Raw genomic sequence first — 17,471 nt, forward strand, 5'->3', positions numbered from 1 at the left:
GCAGTTGACCGGACAGGGTCAGGCCGGGGCGCGTCGAGGTGGCGGTGGCGTCGCCGGATGCGCTCGGTGAGGCGGCAGAACCCGGCGTGGCAACAGACATTGGCGAAAACTTCCTTCCCCCGCCCGTTTACTGCGCTGCCTTTATAACGTAACCGTAACGAGACCCCGATGGATGCCTTTCGCCCATCCTCGTGACAAATGAGGAGGCCCCCCGGGTGTGGCCTGGTGAGCGGTCACAACTCGGCCGCCGGATGAAACGGGCCGGTCAGTTCGGCATTCCCGCCGATCAGCAGGCGTTTGAGCACCTTGCCGGTTTCGCCGCGCGGCAGTGCCGACAGGAAGGTGACATCGCGCGGTACCGAGAACCGGCTCAGCCGATTGCGGACGTAGGTGCGGATCATGTCCGGGTCCAGGCCCGAACCCTCCCGCTTGACGATGAACGCGGCCAGCCGTTGCCCGAATTCGTGGTCCGGCACGCCGACCACGGCCACGTCGGCGATCTGCGGCAGATGCGACAGTGCCTCCTCCACCGGCCGCGGGAAGACGTTCTCACCACCCGAGATGATCATCTCGTCGTCGCGGCCGGCGATGAACAGCCGCCCGTCGGCGTCCAGGTACCCCAGGTCGCCGGTATCGAGCATGCCGTCGGTCTCGTCCGGCGGCGCCGAATTGACATATCCGTCGAACAGCATGTGGTTGCCCACGTAGATGCGCCCGGTCGCGCCGATCGGCACGGGCTTCCGATTCGGGCCCAGCACGGCGATTTTCGTGCCCAGCGGCGGCCGCCCGGCGGTGGTCGGCGCGGTCCGCAGATCCTCGGGGGTGGCGATGGTCGCCCACGACACCTCCGTGGAGCCGTAGATGTTGTAGAGCACGTCGCCGTAGTTGTCGGCGAACCGCAGCACCGTGGCACCGGCCAGCGGGGCGCCGCAACTGGCCGCGATACGGAGGCTGGAGGTGTCGTAACGGGCCCGCACATGGGTCGGCAGGTCCAGGATCCGCTGCACCATGGTCGGCACGAGAATCACTGTGCCGACCCGGTTCTCGGCGATCCGGCGCAGGGTGTCGCGGGCATCGAACTGCTCCGGCAGGACGACGGTGGCGCGCAGCGCGGTACTCAATTGCAGCGCGGCCAGACCCCAGGTGTGGAACAGCGGCGCCGGAATCAGCATGGTGTCGTTCATCCGCAGCGGAATGCGCGACAACAGGGCCGCCACGGTGGCGAACCCCTTGGCGTGCGGTCGGCGCGCGCCCTTGGGAGTGCCGCTGGTCCCGGAGGTCAGCACGATCAACCGGCCCGGGCGTGCGGGTTTGTCGAAACCGTTGTCGCCCTGGGTGATCAGATCCTCGATGGTGGTGCGGCCGGGTGCGCCGTCGTCGGTGGCGATGCGGACGATGTCGGAGTGCAGATAGTGGATCAGTTCTTCCAGTTCGGCGTCGACGAACACGTGCGCCAGCCGGTGCCGCTGCACGATCTCCTCGATGCGCCGGGCCGACAGACCCGCGTTCAGCAGGATCGTGTCCACACCGAGTTTGCCGGCCGCGACCATGGTTTCGACCATGCCGGCGTGATTGCGGGCGAGTAGGCCGATCGCATCGCCGGTGCGCAGGCCCAGTCCGGCCATCCCCCCGGCCAGCGCGGTACTGCGCCGGTCGATATCGGCGAAGGTGCGGCTGCGCCGATCGTCGACGACGGCGATCCGGGTGGGGGAATGCGCGGCCGCGGCGGCGTAGCCGCCGGCCAGATTGAATCCCCACCGTGCGAGTCCGCGCAGCTGCCCCACGCTGCGGTCCGGCCGCGCGGTGCGTACCACGCCCGTACCGAGGATGTGGCGAGCGACGTCCGCGTGCCGCCGCAGGGGTGTGTTCTCGCGGTTGACCACGACCGAAGTCGGTGCGGCCGTGACCAATTCGCGCAGGCGCCGCAGCCCGGCGTCCAGCCAGGCCTGTGCCCCGGCGGTCGAGGTGCGCTCGGCGATCGGATGTATCCGGCCGGCGGCGAAACATGTGATCACCGCGCGGGTGCCGCCCTCGATGTCACGCAGCCGCACGGAGGCGAAGCTCCCGGTTGCCGCGCAGTACAACTCGAAAGCTTCCCCGGGCGGGCCCACCCGCACCGTCAGCGACAGTGTCCGAATCTCGGTGTCGGCGGTTCCGATGCGCAGCTGCCACAGCGGCGCGCCGGCGACGGTCTCGAGCCGTTCACAGGCGCCGATTCCGGTGAAGATGCGCGGATACAGCTGCGGGTCGACGAGCAGCGCCCAGACGGCGCTGCGCTCGACCGGCAGCTCGACGGCGGTGTCGAAAACCTCGGTAGCCAACTTCTTACACTTCTCGCGGGCCGGTTCCTCGAGCGCACCGGCGGGAATTCCTTTGTAACCGGGATCGACTTCGCGTAGAAGATGCCTTGTGACAATTCCCGGCGCGCCCGGTGCCGCGGTTGTGAGTTCGCCGCCGATCGTCCGGAGCGTGATGTGCGTCGCAGCCCGGAACGGAACGTCGGCCGCCACCTCGATCGTTGAGCCAGCGGCTGTCCCGCGTCACAACGGTGCCGGACCCCGCCGGAAAAGGATGTGTGAACTCGATGAGCAGGCGATTCGGGTCCCGGTACCGGCGCCCGGCGGTGCTGTGCCTGGCGTCGGCGGTCGTGGCGGCGCTGTCGACCGGCGTCGCCACGGCGACGACCGAGACATCCTCGTTCGCGGACGGATCCCGGATCGACCGGATCATCGAGTCCGATGCCCGCCACGTGACGCTCCTCGTGTACTCGGCGGCCATGGACCGCACGGTGAGCATGCGAGTACTGCGGCCCGCCGAGACCTCGTCGCCGGCTCCGGTGCTGTACCTGCTCGACGGCGCGGAGGACGGCATCGGGCCCGGCGGCATCGAAACCTCGTGGGAAACACGCACCGACATCGACGCTTTCACGGCGGACAAGGACGTCACCGTGGTCACCGTCCTCGACGGCCGCTACACCTACTACACCGATTGGCTCGCCGACGATCCGGTGCTGGGTCGCAACGAATGGACGACCTTCCTCACGCGTGAACTGCCGCCGCTCGTCGATGCCGCGCTGCACACCTCGGGTCGCAACGCCATAGCGGGGGTGTCGATGTCGGCGACGTCGGCGCTCGCGCTGGCGCAGGCGGCTCCCGGACTGTACGCCGCGGTGGGATCGTTCAGCGGATGCGCTCGAACGGGTACCGATCCGGGCCGTCGCTTCGTGCAGGCGGTGGTGGCCTCCGGCGGCGGCAATCCGTGGAACATGTGGGGCCCGGACGGTTCGCCGGGCTGGACCGACGCCGACCCCAGCACGCCCGCGAATGTGGAAAAACTGCGCGGGACAGAGCTTTTCGTGACCGCGGGGGTGCCGCGGCCCGGCGGTGCGGCCGACGGTCCGGCCGTCGCCGATCCCGTCGGCGGCGGAGCCCTGGAAGCGGTCGTCGCGCAATGCACCCGGCGCCTGCAGGAGGTGACCGAGAGTAGGGGAATCCCGGCCACGTACCGCTACACGCCGGGTGGGTTGCACGACTGGCCGTATTGGGAGCGGTCCCTGCACGAGGCATGGCCCGATTTCGCGCGGGCGCTCGCCGGGTGACGGCTCGAATCAGGGTTTGCGGGCGACACCCGCGTAGCCGTCGAGGGGCCGGACCTCGGGCAGCGGCTCGTCCGGATCCGGCCGCCACCGGGCCAGATATTCCAGGCCGGGTTCGACCAGGACCAGATCGCCGAGCAGATCCATGATCTCGGCGCGGGTGCGCAGCCGATCGCCGCGGCCGGTGACGCGTTCGGTCACCGCGAGCATACGGTCCATCTGCTCGGGCGGTCCCTCACTGGTCAGATGTGACAGCGCCAGATAACTACCGGAAGCGATGGTGGCGCGCAGTCGCTCGAATACCGTCGCGGCCAGGGCGTCGTCGGCCACGAAATGCAACATCGACACCATCAGGACGGCGACCGGCCGATCGAAATCCAGCAGCTCGCGGACCTGCGGATGCTCGAGCACCCCGTCGATATCGGTGAAATCTCCGTGTACCGCGGTCGCGTTCGGATTGTCCGCCAGCAGCTTGCGGCTCATGGTCACCGCGACCGGATCGATATCGACATAGACCACCCGCGCGTCCGGGACCACGCGCTGCGCGATCTCGTGCACGTTGCCCGCCGTCGGAATTCCGGAGCCCAGATCGAGGAATTGGTCGATACCCGCCTCGGCGAGAAAACCGACCGCACGCTGCAAAAATGCGCGGTTGGCCCGGGCCGTGCGCGGAACTTCGGGAATGACCTCGATCATTTGCGCCGCGACCGACCGATCCACCTCGAAATTGGCGAATCCTCCCAGCAGATAGTCGTACACTCGCGCCGGGCTGGGAATCCGGGGGTCGATGTCGTCGGCCGCCCAGTCGGGTAACAGAGGTTGCACGCCGCTCATCCTAGGCCGCGCACCCGGGCGGCGACATCAGCCGCATGAAGGACCCAGCGGTTGCGTCCGCTGGCCTTCGCGCGGTACAGCCCGGCGTCGGCGGCATCGAGCAGCCGCTCGGCGTCGGTGCCGGTGACAGGGGTGACGATCGCGCCGATGCACGCGGAGATCATCAGGGCGTGATTGTCGACGGGGATGGGTTCGGCCAGCGCGTCGAGCAGGCGCTGGGCCACCGCGGCGATGTGCTCGGTATCGCAGGTCGGGCGTACCAGCCCGACGAATTCGTCGCCGCCCACCCGGGCCAGCATGATCGCCGGAACCGCCGCCGAGAGCCGCTCGGCCACGGCCGCGAGGAGCCGATCACCGACTCCGTGGCCGTAGGTGTCGTTGACCGATTTGAATCCGTCGAGGTCGATGAAACACAAGCCGATACAGTCCTCGGGCCCCGCGTCGGTGATGATGGCCGACAGCACTTCGACCAGTTGCCGCCGATTCGGCAGGCCGGTCAGTGGGTCCAGCCGGGCCTGGCGATGCAATTCGGCCTGCAATTCCCGCCGCTGCGTGGTGTCCTCGCCGACCACCAGCAGATACGCCGCCCGTCCGCCGGTCGCCGGCACCAGGGTGATCGCCCATGTGGCCCAGCCGTCGACACCCTCGGGACGCGGGTAGCGCAATTCCATCCGGACCGTGCCCGAGCCGGCGTGCAAAAGCTCGCCCAGTACGCGGCGCCGCAATTCCACGCGGTCGTCCGGATGTATCAGATCGGTGACCCCGCGTTCGAGCAGATACTCGCGGCTGACACCGAGCATCGCGGCCATCGCGGGATTCACGTCGACCACCCGGCCCTCGGCGTCACCGATGCCGATGGCGATGGCGGCATTGTCGAATACCACCCGGAATCGCGCCTCGGCGGCATTGCGGGCGTCGGCCATCGCCGAGTGCAGCATTTCCTGATGCCGCGCCCGGGTGGCGAGTAACTCCTCGGTATATCCGCGGGCCATCTCGCCCAGAACCACGATCACCCGATCGCCCGGCGGGAACACGGTGGTGGCCAGTGGGGTCAGCGCACGGGCGGAGCGGGGCATGACCTGAGGGTCGGTGAGGTTGGCGCGCACCAGGGCGGCGCCGATCGTGGCCGCGGCCGCGGCGTCGAACGGTTCGGCCCCGACAATCGCGACGAGCTGCTCGAGCAGACCTGCCAGCAGTTGCTCCAGCTCGCGCATGGACATGGGAACGAAGCCGGTGTCGGCGATCGCGATGCGCCATCGTCGAGCCAGTTCACCGATCCCGGTTTCCCCTGTCATGCACACCAACCCCGCCTCGGAACTACTCCCAGCGACTTGTGAGTACGGCGCGGCGCCGAACCAGAGAACCAGATTACCGCGCCGAGCGGGCCCGCAAGATCACGGCTGTGACGTGATGCTGCGGGCCCGCTGGGTGCGGAGCGTACGTGCGATCTCGGTCGAAAGATCGGATGCCGGCTACTTGCTCGCTTTGTGATAGGCGGCGACAACCTCCGAGGAAATGCGGCCGCGCGCGGAGACGTTATAGCCGTGTTTCTTGGCCCATTCCCGGATCGCCACCGTCTGCTCACGGTCGGCCGCGGACTTGGTGCGGGTGCCGCCGCCGGACTTGAGGCGGCCGACCTTGCGGGACTTTTCCGTCCAGGGTTCGAGTGCCCCGCGCAGCTTCCCGGCATTCAATGTCGACAGGTCGATTTCATACGCCACACCGTCGATCGAGAACTGCACGGTCTCATCCGCTTTGGACTTCCCGTCGTAATCATCGATGAGTGTGACGGTGACTTTCTTGGCCATGATCGAGCCCTTTCGCACTGACACGGAGCAACTGGGATTGTGTATACCGTACCGTATTGCGACCGGCCGTAGTGAATCCCGTGCTATTCGGGCGGTTTCGATCGTGAATGTTCCCGGAATGAGAAAAGAATCGGCAGGACGCATTTAGTGCGAGGTCCGCAAAAGTTATCCGGAATGCTCGCGGTCTTCGGACATCGCGCGGGAGTTCGGATCGCCGGGGCCGGATAAAGGGATCGGCGCGCGGGTACCCGGCTGCCGACCCTCGCGGCGGGTGCGAGCGGGGGATATTGCATACATAGTGATGTATGCATATGATGACGAGCGGTTGCGACGGAGAGGAGTGCGGAGCATGGGTGCCGGACATACACACGGCTCGGGCTACGGGCACGCGCACAGTCATGCGCACGCCACTCCCGACAGCGATCGGCGCTGGCTGGCCGGGGCGCTCGCGGTCATCGTGGTCTTCCTCCTCGGCGAGGTGGTCGTGGGTGTGGTGGCCGGCTCGCTGGCCCTGCTGTCCGATGCCGCGCACATGCTCACCGACGCCGCCTCGATCGCGCTGGCGCTGTGGGCGATTCGCCTCGCGGCGCGACCGCCGGCCGGGCGGATGACCTTCGGCTGGAAGCGGGTGGAAATCCTGTCCGCCCAAGCCAACGGTCTGACGTTGCTGGTCCTGTCGGCCTGGCTGCTCTACGAGGCGATCCGCCGCCTGATCCAGCCACCCTCGGTCACCGGTGGACTGGTGCTCGCGACCGCGCTGGTGGGTGTGGTGGTGAATCTCGCTGCCACCTGGATGATTTCGCGCGCCAACCGCAGCAGCCTGAATGTCGAGGGCGCGTTCCAGCACATCCTCACCGATCTCTACGCCTTCCTGGCGACCGCGGTGGCCGGGGTGGTCATCATGCTCACCGGATTCGAACGCGCCGACGCGATCGCGACGCTGGTGGTGGTCGCGCTGATGGTGAAGGCGGGTGTGGGCCTGGTCCGGGCGTCGAGCCGGATCTTCCTGGAGGCCGCCCCGGCCGATATCGATCCCGCCGCGGTGGGCGCCGGCATGGCCGCCCGCGACGGGGTGGTCGAGGTGCACGATCTGCACATCTGGGAGATCACCTCGGGGTCCCCCGCTCTCTCGGCGCACGTGCTGGTCGAACCCGGCCGCGACTGCCACGCGGTGCGCCAGGATCTGGCGCGGTGGCTGGCCGCCGACCATCACATCGAGCACGCCACGCTGCAGGTCGATCACGCACAGCCCGAACTGATCGAACTCGGCGCCGTGCCGAGCGGCCACTGCGCCGAGTCGCACGGCCCCGCGCATCGCTCACCGGATGTCGCGCACACCCACGAATCCGGTAATCAGAACTAACCGGACACCCCGCCGGACCGGCGCAAACGCTCCCGAAAGCCGGGTGGATACTGGCTGCCGTGGGATGGATCGACACGCCGCTGACCGTGCAATCCGTCATCGAGGAATGGCGCTGGGACACCTCGACGATCGTGGTGACCGCCGCGCTCGGGCTCGGCTACGGCCTGGCTCGCCGGCGGGCCGACCGGCGCGGGAGTGCGGAGTCGGCGGGACGCAGCTGGGCGTTCGGGGCGGTCGGCCTCGGAGTGTGGTTGCTGACCGGCATCAGCGTGATCGGCGTGTACTCCGGCACCCTGTTCTGGATGCGGGCGCTGCAGATACTGCTGCTGCTCTACGTGGTGCCGTTCGGCCTGGCGACCGGTCGGCCGCTGACGGTGCTGCGCGACGGGCTCGGCCCGGCGGGACGCGAGCGGCTGGACCGCGTACTCGCCTCGGCGCCGGCCCGGGCGATGACCTATCCGCTGGTTCCGTCGATCGCCATCCTGGCCACACCCTGGCTGCTGATCCTGACCCCGTGGTACGAAGCGGTGCTGCGGCACGGGGTGGTCGACGCGCTCACCCGACTGCTGCTGGTGGCCGTCGGATTCCTGTACTTCTATTCGCGGCTGCAGACCGATCCGGTTCCGCATCGCTATTCGCAGGCCGTGTCGTTGTTGATCACGGTGTTCGAATCACTGGCAGACGGGGTACTGGGGCTGGTGCTGTGGTTCGGGCCGCTGGTGGCGGTGGACTACTACACCGAGGTGGGCCGGACGTGGGGCCCGGATCTGCGGATGGACCAGATCATCGGCGCGGGCATCATCTGGGTGCTCGGCGACGTGCTCGGCCTGCCCTATCTGCTGACCCTGATGCGGTCGTGGGCGGCCGACGAACGTCGCAACGCCGCCCGGATGGACGCCGAACTCGATGCGGCCGAAGAACTTTCGGCGCCGCCGGCGAGCGAGGCGGCCCGGACCTCGCCCGCGCCCGCCGCCGCGACGACGGCGCATGCGGAGGCGCCGGTCCAGAGCGGACTGTGGTGGGAAAACGATCCCGTGCTACGCGACCGCTTCCGCCGCTGAACCCGGACGGGCCACCGCGCTCAGATCTTGCGGATCACCGTGACGACCTTGCCCAGGATCTGGGCATCGTTACCGTCGATCGGGTCGAACAGCGGGTTGTGCGGCATCAGCCACACCTGATCGCCGGTGCGTTTGAACGTCTTGACCGTCGCCTCGCCCTCGATCATCGCGGCGACGATATCGCCGTTGTCGGCCACGTTCTGCTGGCGGACCACCACCCAGTCACCGTCGCAGATCGCCGCGTCGACCATCGATTCGCCGACGACCTTGAGCAGGAACAGCGAACCCTCGCCGACCAGTTCGCGCGGCAGCGGGAACACATCCTCGACCGCCTGTTCGGCGAGGATCGGCCCACCGGCGGCGATGCGGCCCAGCACCGGCACATAGGTGGGCGCCGGGGTCGCGTCGGAGGTTTCGGTCGCCACCGCGCGCAGCACCGGCGCGGCACCGGCCGCCCGCACGGCGGTCTCGTCCAGGCCGCGGACGTCGACCGCACGCGGACGATTGGGATCGCGGCGCAGATAGCCCTTGCGCTCGAGCGCGCGTAGCTGATGCGCGACCGACGAGGTGGAGGTGAGTCCGACCGCGTCGCCGATCTCGCGGATGCTCGGCGGATAGCCGCGTTCGTTCACCGAAGTCCGGATGACCTCGAGAACCTTGCGCTGGCGGACGGTGAGATCCGCTCCGTTGCCGGGGGTTTCGGTGTCACCGGCCGGCGCCTGGGCGCCGTCGGGGGAGACCGTGCCGTTGCCGGCCGCCTCCTCGTGTCCGACCACCGTACGTTCGCTCACGCTCGCCGTCCTCCGTTCGTCTGTCTGCCGGGGCGTGTCTGTCGGGTTCTGCCGGCGCCGCCGGATCGCGTGCTTCGAATGTAGTCCGCCCGGGGCCAGGTTTCAAACATCTGTTCGACGCATGTCGGCGTGGCTGGTGACTTTGTCGGCGCCGCGTGGTAAGAATCGAACATCAGTTCTTCGAACAGATGAGCGAATACGCCACAACTCTCATACCCCTGTGATCCATCCGCCCAGCACTCGTCACAGCATTCATGGAGGTCGTCAGATGCGTACCGCGGTCGATGAATTCACCACGATCGGCACCCGGGCCGGCTCGTCCGGTGATGCTCCCGTCCATACCGTGCGGCCGGTTCGGCGCCACCGCCGGGCCGACCTGCGGCGTCCCCGTGGTCTGCAGCGCCCGCATGTCGTGGCGGGCTACAACCGGGTGCCGGTCGCCGCGCCGGCTCGCGGGCCGCATCCGCTCCAGCGGGTGGAACAGGCCCGTATCGGGCTGGCCACGCTCGCTGCGACCGCGCTGCTCACCGCGGCCGTGGTCTGCGGGCTCCTGGGAGTGGCGCAGCTGCGTGACGCGGGCGGTCCGGCATCCACGCAGACGGTCCAGGTGCAGCCCGGCGAGTCGCTGTCCGACCTCGCGCAGCGGGTGGCGCCGGGGGAGGCGGTGCGCGACACCGTGGCACGCATCGTGGAATTGAACGGACTGCGTGGCACCGAAGTGGCCGCCGGGCGCACTCTCGTGGTTCCGGCGTCGCGATAGGCCGTGGCCCAAGGCTCTTGGGCCACGCAATTGCATGGCCGGATTTATTGATCCACAACTGAAACATGTTGCTACTCTGCTCGGAATGTGATCGGGGCTACATTCTCCGCCAACGGATTTCGAGGACGAGGCATCATGGTGCACACCCTCCATCGGGCGTTGCCGCGACTGTTCGCACGCACGGCCGCACTGCTCATCTGTTTCGTGATCGCCTGTGCCGCGGCACCCGCGGTGCGCGCGGAGGCGGGATACACCGCATATCTGGACATTCCGGTGGTGAACGGGGCCGGGGAGAGCGCCGGCGGCCTGAATCCGGAGCTGCCGTCGAATACTTCGATGCTGGCCGCGGCACTCGAGCAGGCCCGCGCCGACGGGATCGCGCCACGGCGGTATGCGGCTCTGCTACACCAGTATTGGCTGACGGTGGCCACCGCCGATGCCGATATCGACCTGGCCGCGTGGGATCCGATCCGCGGGGTGGCCGCGAATTCGCGCACCTTCACCCAGGTCTACGTGAACTACCTCCGGCTGACGGCCGCCCATCCGGAGTTCTACTGGACCGGGCTGGCCGGACTGGCAGGCGGATCGTTCGCCTCGGGATTCTTCGATATGAGCGATGTGGCAACGATTCTCAGCGTGCCGGGGATCCACCAGTTCGGCGGCGCGGTCGCGGATCTGCTGCGGGCCACCCCGCCGCAGCTCGTCGCGGCACTGCCCGCCGACATCCGGCTCCTGGCCACCGAGGGCCCGCGGCTCACCGCCGAGGATCTGGCGTGGTTCCAGACCCGGCTGATGATCATGCAGAAGCACATCTTCCTCGACCAGGTGCCGATGCACGAGGCCTACATCGCCGGAGGATTGCCCGCGATCGAGGAGATGTACGCGGCCGGCGTGCTCGACGACAACGCGGTGCAGGCCTGGCGCTCACTCGCGACGGGCACGGTCGCCGGGTACGACGACGCGCTGATGCGAATGACCGATCGCGAACAGAATCAGATCATCGCCGATCAATGGGATGTCACCTCGCGGGGGCAGGGCGCGATGGGCCGGGTGATGACCTACGTCAGCACCCTGGCGGCGAAACCCGCGGTGCCCGGAGTTCGCGCACCCGGTGTGTTCGCACCGGCCACCGTCTCGGTCGAGGTCGACGGGCGCACGATGACGCTGCGCACCCCGTTGCCCGCCTTCAACTGGGCCGACCGCGACCCGCGCTGGACCTACATCACCGGCGATCTGGTGCCCTGTTACGAACGGATGCAGGCCGCTCCGGGGCTCGCCCGCCAGGTGCTGTCGGTGCCGTTCGCCGGTGATCTCGCTGCCGGGCGCTTGCTGAATCGCCTGCCGGATTTGCTCACCGACCTGACGAGCCAATGGCAACTGACGGCGTGAGCGGGCCCGGTCGCGGGTCCGCATGGGCCGGGGCGAACGCTGTACGGGTATCCTGAAAGACGCTCAGGACATACGTGGTGAGTGCGGCTGTATCGGCGGAACAGGTCGAGGGCAGGCAGCTCGTCGCGAACCGACGCAGGCATCGACGAAGGATCCCGGATGCATTGCCCGTACTGTCGGCACCCGGATTCGCGGGTGGTCGACTCGCGTGAGGCCGAGGAAGGCAGCGCAATCAGGCGCCGTCGCGCGTGTCCGCAGTGCGGGCGCCGCTTCACCACGGTCGAGACCGCGATCCTCTCGGTGGTCAAGCGCAGCGGTGTCACCGAACCGTTCAGCCGCGAGAAGGTGATCCGTGGCGTCCGCCGGGCCTGCCAGGGGCGTGAGGTCGATGACGACGCCCTGAACCTGCTCGCCCAGCAGGTCGAGGACGCGGTGCGCGCGAAGGGTTCTCCGGAGGTGCCGAGCCACGAGGTCGGTCTGGCCATCCTCGGGCCGCTGCGCGATCTGGACGAGGTCGCCTATCTGCGCTTCGCGTCGGTCTACCGGTCCTTCAGCTCCGCCGACGATTTCGAACGCGAGATCGACGATCTGCGCCGCCACCGCGCCGAACGTTCGGTGGCCGCCGGCGCCGACTGATCAGCGGGGCCGGGCCCCGGCCGGCGCCGCGCCGATTCCGTCGATGACCTTGATGATCCGTTTGGCGGACACCGGATAGGGCGTGCCCAGCTGCTGTGCGAACAGGCTCACCCGCAGTTCCTCGATCATCCACCAGATCTCGGTGACGTCGGCGGCCGTGCGACGCGCGCCGGGAAGACGGTCGAGCAGTCGCGCGTACGCGGCGTGCACCCGATCCAGCTCGGCCGCGCCTTGCCGGTCGCGATCGGCCGAGGCGGGCAGCGCGAGCAGTCGTGCCTCGGCGGCGTGCAGATACCGCGGAATCTCGCGGAGCCGGGTGGTGCCGAATTCGCTGACGAAACCGGCGAAGACCAGTTCGTCGAGCTGCCCGGCGACATCGTCGGCGATATCGCGATCGCTCGTGTCGGCCAGTGCGGTCCGCACCCGGTGCGCCGCCGCCAGCACCGGGACGACCAGTGCGAGAACGCGCGCGACCGCACCGGCGAACTGCGGTCGCACCTGGGCGACGAGCCGGGTGAACTGCTCCGGACTGCGTACCGGACCACCGTGTGCGGCGATCAGTTCGTCGGCCGCGCAGGCGCGGCAGTCGTCGAGCAGCGCGTCCATCGATCCGTACGGGCTCTGGCTCAGCGCGAGGCGATCGGCGGCCGACAGTCCCGAGGTGACCGAGCGCTGCGCGGCCGGCATTTCGCGCAGCAGCAGCGCCCTGGTGCCGGTACGCATCGCGGCGCGCTGCGCGGCCGGCGACGACAACACGCGTACGGCCACTCCGTCACCCTCGCTGACCAGGGCGGGATAGCCGGTGATGGTCTGACCGCCGACCTCACGCCGAATGGTCTGCGGCACGGTACCCAGCGTCTGCGCCGTCCACACCGTCGCCGGCGCTCGTTCGGCCGCACTCGTCGCCTTCGCCACCGATTGCGAAACCTGCTGGGACAGTTGAGTTTTCATGGCGGCCAGGCTCTTGCCTCGGGCGAGGATCGCGCCGTCGGGACCGGTGACGGCGAACGTCATCCGCAGATGATCGGGCAGGGCGCCCGGGTCGAGGTCGGCCGGCGCGATCGAGGTCGACGCCAGTGCCGACAGCTCGCGGGCCAGTCCGGTGCGCAGCGGTTCGGCGCGTGGGGTCAGCCGTGCCAGCGCGGCCTTCGCGAAGTCCGGTGCGGGAACGACGCTGCGGCGCAGCTGTTTCGGCAGGGTCTTGATCAGTGCGGCGGCGAGTTCCTCCCGCATGCCGGGGACCAGCCAGTCGAAGCCCACGGCCCGCACGTGGGCGAGCTGGGCGACCGGGATGTGCACGGTCACGCCGTCGTCGGCCTGTCCCGGCTCGAACTGGTAGGTGAGCGGGAAACTCAGTTCGCCCTGCCGCCAGCTGTCCGGGTAGGCGGCCGGATCCAGCTGGGCCGCTTGCGCATTGACCACGGTGGCGGTCGAGAAGTCCAGTAGACGCGGGTCCTCGCGCTCGGCCTTGCGCCACCAGCTGTCGAAATGCCGCACCGACACCACGTCCGCGGGGATGCGCTGATCGTAGAAATCGAACAGCACCTGGTCGTCGACGAGAATGTCGCGCCGGCGCGCCCGATGCTCCAGATCGGCCACGTCGTCGAGCAGTTCGCGGTTGCGGTGGAAGAACCCGTGCCGGGTCTGCCATTCGCCCTGGACCAGTGCATGCCGGATGAACAGCTCCCGCGACAGTTGCGCATCGATGCGGCCGAAGTCGACGCGGCGCTGGGTGACCAGCGGAATGCCGTAGAGAGTGACCCGCTCGTAGGCCATCGCCGCGCCGCGCCGGGAGGACCAGTGCGGTTCCGAGTAGTTGCGTTTGACCAGGTCACCAGCGAGCCGTTCGGCCCATTCGGGCTCGATCCGCGCGGCCATACGGCCCCACAGTCGCGACGTTTCCACCAGTTCGGCCGCCATCACCCAGCGTGGCGGCTTCTTCGCCAGGGCCGAACCGGGGAAGATCATGAACTTCGCGCCGCGGGCGCCGAGGAACTCCCGCGATTCCGCCTCGCGCACACCGATATGCGACAGCATGCCCGCCAGCAGCGCGCGATGGATCCCGTCGCCGTCCCACGGCAGCGCTTCCGGATTCTGTTGCGGGGCGATCGATTCCGCGGCGGACCAGCCGAGGCTCCTGGTGATGGTGCGCAGCTGCCCCTGCAGATCCTGCCATTCCCGGATGCGCAGATAGTGCAGGAACTCGTCGCGGCACAGTCGCCGGAACTGGTTGGACGACAACGATTTCCGCTGTCCACGCAGATAGTCCCACAGGCGCAGATAGGCGAGGAAGTCCGAGCCCTCGACGGTGAACCGGGCGTGTTTGGTGTCGGCGGCCTGCTGGAATTCGGCCGGCCGTTCCCGCACGTCCTGGATCGAGAGCGCCGCGACGATGACCAGCACCTCGGACAGACAGCCGTTGGCCTCCGCGGCGACGAGCATGCGCGCCATCCGCGGATCGACCGGCAGCTGGGCCATCTGCCGTCCCACCGCGGTGAGTGCCAGTTCGTCTCCGCCCTCCGGCGCGCGCACGTGGCCCCCGGCGGCGGTGTCGCTGCCGCGTCCGCGGCGCCGGCGAGCACCACGCGCGGGCGCGGGCGTCTCACCGGGGCGTCCGAGCGCGCCGAGTTCCAGCAGCAAGGCGATACCGTCGCGGATCGCCCGCCGGTCCGGCGCCTCCACGAACGGGAAGCTCTCGATGTCGCCGAGCCCCAGCGCGGTCATCTGCAGGATGACCGCGGCCAGGTTGGTGCGCAGGATCTCCGGTTCGGTGAACGCCGGGCGGGACTCGAAGTCCTCCTCGGAGTAGAGCCGGATGCAGATACCGTCGGCCACACGTCCGCAGCGCCCGGACCGTTGCCGTGCGGAGGCCTGTGAGATCGGCTCGATCGGCAGGCGCTGCACCTTGGTGCGCATCGAATAGCGGGAGATGCGCGCGGTGCCCGGGTCCACCACGTAGCGGATGCCCGGCACGGTGAGCGAGGTCTCGGCGACGTTGGTGGCCAGCACCACACGGCGGCCGGTGTGCGGCTGGAAGACCCGGTGCTGTTCGGCCGCGGACAGTCGCGCGTACAGCGGGACGATCTCGGTCCGTGGCAGTTTCAGCTCGCGCAGGGTGTCGGCGGTGTCGCGGATCTCGCGTTCACCCGACAGGAAGACCAGCACATCGCCGTCGCCCTCGGCGAGCAGTTCGCGCACCGCGTCGCCGATGGCATCGGTCTGGTCGCGAGCGTCCTCGGCGCTGCCGCGTCCGCTCGGACGGCCGCGACGCGGCGCCGGCTGCTCCTCGAACTCGTCCTCGTCGTCGGTGTCGGTCATCTCGGGAGCCAGCGGGCGATACCGGATTTCGACCGGATAGGACCGGCCCGACACCTCGACGATGGGCGCGGGCTCCCCGGAGACCGGATCGGCGAAATGGCGGGCGAACAACTCCGGGTCGATGGTCGCGGAGGTGATGATCACCTTGAGGTCCGGACGCTTCGGCAGCAGCGACCTCAGGTAGCCGAGCAGGAAGTCGATGTTGAGGCTGCGCTCGTGCGCCTCGTCGATGATGATCGTGTCGTAGCGGCGCAGCAGCCGGTCGCGCTGGATTTCGGCGAGCAGGATGCCGTCGGTCATCAATTTGATCAGGGTGCGATCGGAGGCCTGATCGGTGAAGCGCACGGTGTAGCCGACGACGTCGCCGAGTTCGGTATCGAGTTCGGCCGCAATGCGTTCGGCCACCGTCCTGGCCGCGAGCCGCCGAGGCTGGGTGTGGCCGATGGTGCCGCGGATCCCGCGCCCGAGTTCCAGGCAGATCTTCGGGATCTGCGTGGTTTTACCGGAGCCCGTCTCACCGGCGATCACCACGACCTGATGGGCGGCGATCGCGGCGGCGATATCGTCGCGATGGGCGGAGACGGGCAGTTGTTCGGGATAACGAATGGCCGGGACGGCGCCGCGGCGGGTCTCGATACGGGCCTGCGCGGCGGTTATCTCGCGCTCCAGCCGCTCGATCTCACCGTCGTTGCCGTGCGCCTTGTCCAGCCGTCGGCGCAGCCGGTGTTCGTCGCGGAGGGAGAGGTCGGCCAGGCGAGCGCGCAGCTCGCGGGTGGTGGCAGTCGAGGTCATTGCATCGACCAGCGTAGCGAAACCGGCCGTCCGGCCCGTTCCCGCGCTGGTCGGGACGCCGAATCGGGAAGATAACCGAATCGTTGCTATTGGATGATCTTGGTTCCCGGCCGGGGCCGGCTGTGCCACCATCGGGCCATGACTGCTGGTTCCGGAACGCCGATGTGGGTCCGTGGACTCCGCGTGGTGTCGGTGCTGCTGGGCATTGCCGCACTGGTGCGCGAGGGTGTGCACGCGGTAGCGACGACCGCGTCGAACACACTGCGCCGGCCGGTGGCGGCGGAGCCCGCGACGAGGCAGCGCACCTCGCCGATCGCATCGGCCTAGGCCCGGAGAACTTTCCGTGCCACCGGATGACGCCGGTGGCCCAGGCCGTCGTCTGCCCGCAGCCCTGGTGCCGGTGGTGAAATCACCTCCCGGTCCGACCGGTATGCGAGGATCGAACGATGATGGCCCGCGCGGGGACGCCGATCTGGATCCGGATCCTGCGGATCGTCGTCGGTGCACTGGGAATTGTTGCGCTGCTGTGGATTCCGCTGCGCGCCCACGGCTCGCCGGGCTTCTCCCTCGGTAACTACCTCAGCTACTTCACCATCGAATCCAATCTCGCCGGCGTGCTCGTTCTGCTGGGCGGCGGCCTGCTGGACCCGGCCGCGCGGCGCTGGCAGGTGGTGCGCGGCGCGGCCACGCTGTACCTGCTGATCACGGCGGTGATCTACGCGGTGCTGCTGGCGAACATCGATGTGATGCTCACCGACAAGTGGATCAACGACATTCTCCATCGGGTGCTGCCGATCGTGGTCGTCGCCGACTGGATTCTGGTGTCGGCGCGGCTGCGGGTCTCGGCGGCGCTCATCGGCGGGTGGCTGATCTATCCGATCCTCTACTGCGGCTACAGCCTGATTCGCGGCGAGATCGTGGACTGGTATCCGTACCCGTTCCTGGATCCGCGCGTGCAGGGCTATCCGTCGCTGCTGATCGGGGTGGTGATGCTGGCCGCGGTGATCACGCTGCTGGCGATCGCGGTGGCGTGGCTGGGGTCGCTGCACCACCGTCGCGATGCTCCCGTCCCGGTCTGACCCGCGGTTGCCGGTGGATTGCGCGTGCGCGACGACCGGGCCTGC

The 17,471-nt window shown here is 68.7% G+C and carries 14 protein-coding genes; 8 read left to right on the top strand and 6 right to left on the bottom strand.

From position 1 onward, the window contains the following. Positions 1–233 precede the first annotated feature (233 nt). Positions 234–2,321 (bottom strand): AMP-binding protein, encoded by a 2,088-nt coding sequence (locus tag NK1_RS31555; RefSeq protein ID WP_063014703.1) that lies wholly within the window; start codon positions 2,319–2,321, stop codon positions 234–236. Positions 2,322–2,584: 263 nt separating this feature from the next. Between NK1_RS31555 and NK1_RS31560 the strand changes: the two genes are divergently transcribed. Then, positions 2,585–3,598: an alpha/beta hydrolase gene (locus tag NK1_RS31560; RefSeq protein ID WP_063906167.1), complete on the top strand. Its 1,014-nt coding sequence runs from the start codon at positions 2,585–2,587 to the stop codon at positions 3,596–3,598. Positions 3,599–3,607: 9 nt separating this feature from the next. Here the strand turns inward: NK1_RS31560 and NK1_RS31565 are convergent, their stop codons facing one another. The 3 genes from NK1_RS31565 to NK1_RS31575 form a co-directional block, all read right to left on the bottom strand. Next, positions 3,608–4,420 (bottom strand): SAM-dependent methyltransferase, encoded by an 813-nt coding sequence (locus NK1_RS31565; RefSeq protein ID WP_167354334.1) that lies wholly within the window; start codon positions 4,418–4,420, stop codon positions 3,608–3,610. A 5-nt stretch (positions 4,421–4,425) separates the two neighbouring features. Then, positions 4,426–5,724: a diguanylate cyclase domain-containing protein gene (locus tag NK1_RS31570; RefSeq protein ID WP_063014673.1), complete on the bottom strand. Its 1,299-nt coding sequence runs from the start codon at positions 5,722–5,724 to the stop codon at positions 4,426–4,428. A gap of 177 nt (positions 5,725–5,901) precedes the next feature. Beyond that, positions 5,902–6,237, bottom strand: coding sequence for a histone-like nucleoid-structuring protein Lsr2 (locus NK1_RS31575; RefSeq protein WP_036503185.1), 336 nt, complete (start codon positions 6,235–6,237; stop codon positions 5,902–5,904). A 349-nt stretch (positions 6,238–6,586) separates the two neighbouring features. Here NK1_RS31575 and NK1_RS31580 point away from each other — a divergent pair, with 349 nt between their 5' ends. After that, positions 6,587–7,600, top strand: a complete 1,014-nt coding sequence (locus NK1_RS31580; RefSeq protein ID WP_063014675.1) for a cation diffusion facilitator family transporter — start codon at positions 6,587–6,589, stop codon at positions 7,598–7,600. A gap of 68 nt (positions 7,601–7,668) precedes the next feature. After that, complete coding sequence (locus NK1_RS31585; protein ID WP_063014705.1) at positions 7,669–8,661, top strand: cytochrome c oxidase assembly protein; 993 nt, start codon at positions 7,669–7,671, stop codon at positions 8,659–8,661. Positions 8,662–8,681: 20 nt separating this feature from the next. On the opposite strand, the gene lexA is transcribed toward NK1_RS31585, so the two are convergent. Continuing rightward, positions 8,682–9,452, bottom strand: a complete 771-nt coding sequence (gene lexA, locus NK1_RS31590) for a transcriptional repressor LexA (protein WP_036503177.1) — start codon at positions 9,450–9,452, stop codon at positions 8,682–8,684. A 268-nt stretch (positions 9,453–9,720) separates the two neighbouring features. Between lexA and NK1_RS31595 the strand changes: the two genes are divergently transcribed. The 3 genes from NK1_RS31595 (at position 9,721) to nrdR (ending at position 12,237) form a co-directional block, all read left to right on the top strand. Further along, a complete protein-coding gene (locus tag NK1_RS31595) occupies positions 9,721–10,212 on the top strand; it encodes a LysM peptidoglycan-binding domain-containing protein (protein WP_063014677.1) in 492 nt (163 codons plus the stop codon). Between the two features lie 135 nt (positions 10,213–10,347). Further along, a complete protein-coding gene (locus tag NK1_RS31600; RefSeq protein ID WP_063014679.1) occupies positions 10,348–11,601 on the top strand; it encodes a hypothetical protein in 1,254 nt (417 codons plus the stop codon). Positions 11,602–11,760: 159 nt separating this feature from the next. Beyond that, positions 11,761–12,237 (top strand): transcriptional regulator NrdR, encoded by a 477-nt coding sequence (nrdR, locus tag NK1_RS31605; RefSeq protein ID WP_039779451.1) that lies wholly within the window; start codon positions 11,761–11,763, stop codon positions 12,235–12,237. Here nrdR and hrpA read toward each other — a convergent pair whose 3' ends face one another. Beyond that, positions 12,238–16,347, bottom strand: a complete 4,110-nt coding sequence (hrpA, locus tag NK1_RS31610) for an ATP-dependent RNA helicase HrpA (RefSeq protein ID WP_063014681.1) — start codon at positions 16,345–16,347, stop codon at positions 12,238–12,240. A 138-nt stretch (positions 16,348–16,485) separates the two neighbouring features. Between hrpA and NK1_RS34835 the strand changes: the two genes are divergently transcribed. Together NK1_RS34835 and NK1_RS31615 are read left to right on the top strand one after the other, a co-directional pair. Then, positions 16,486–16,674, top strand: coding sequence for a hypothetical protein (locus NK1_RS34835; RefSeq protein ID WP_157104540.1), 189 nt, complete (start codon positions 16,486–16,488; stop codon positions 16,672–16,674). 119 nt (positions 16,675–16,793) lie between these two features. Continuing rightward, complete coding sequence (locus NK1_RS31615; protein ID WP_157104541.1) at positions 16,794–17,426, top strand: Pr6Pr family membrane protein; 633 nt, start codon at positions 16,794–16,796, stop codon at positions 17,424–17,426. Positions 17,427–17,471 lie beyond the last annotated feature (45 nt).

It is taken from the genome of Nocardia kruczakiae NBRC 101016 (assembly GCF_001612965.1).
GTDB lineage: Bacteria > Actinomycetota > Actinomycetes > Mycobacteriales > Mycobacteriaceae > Nocardia > Nocardia kruczakiae.

What these genes read in the sequence shown, in the direction of transcription:
- NK1_RS31560 (WP_063906167.1), top strand. Translation starts at nt 2,585, where the DNA reads ATGAGCAGGCGATTCGGGTCCCGGTACCGGCGCCCGGCGGTGCTGTGC.
- NK1_RS31575 (WP_036503185.1), bottom strand. Translation starts at nt 6,237, where the DNA reads ATGGCCAAGAAAGTCACCGTCACACTCATCGATGATTACGACGGGAAG.
- hrpA (WP_063014681.1), bottom strand. Translation starts at nt 16,347, where the DNA reads ATGACCTCGACTGCCACCACCCGCGAGCTGCGCGCTCGCCTGGCCGAC.
- NK1_RS31615 (WP_157104541.1), top strand. Translation starts at nt 16,794, where the DNA reads ATGATGGCCCGCGCGGGGACGCCGATCTGGATCCGGATCCTGCGGATC.
- nrdR (WP_039779451.1), top strand. Translation starts at nt 11,761, where the DNA reads ATGCATTGCCCGTACTGTCGGCACCCGGATTCGCGGGTGGTCGACTCG.
- NK1_RS31570 (WP_063014673.1), bottom strand. Translation starts at nt 5,724, where the DNA reads ATGACAGGGGAAACCGGGATCGGTGAACTGGCTCGACGATGGCGCATC.
- NK1_RS31600 (WP_063014679.1), top strand. Translation starts at nt 10,348, where the DNA reads ATGGTGCACACCCTCCATCGGGCGTTGCCGCGACTGTTCGCACGCACG.
- NK1_RS34835 (WP_157104540.1), top strand. Translation starts at nt 16,486, where the DNA reads ATGACTGCTGGTTCCGGAACGCCGATGTGGGTCCGTGGACTCCGCGTG.
- NK1_RS31580 (WP_063014675.1), top strand. Translation starts at nt 6,587, where the DNA reads ATGGGTGCCGGACATACACACGGCTCGGGCTACGGGCACGCGCACAGT.
- NK1_RS31595 (WP_063014677.1), top strand. Translation starts at nt 9,721, where the DNA reads ATGCGTACCGCGGTCGATGAATTCACCACGATCGGCACCCGGGCCGGC.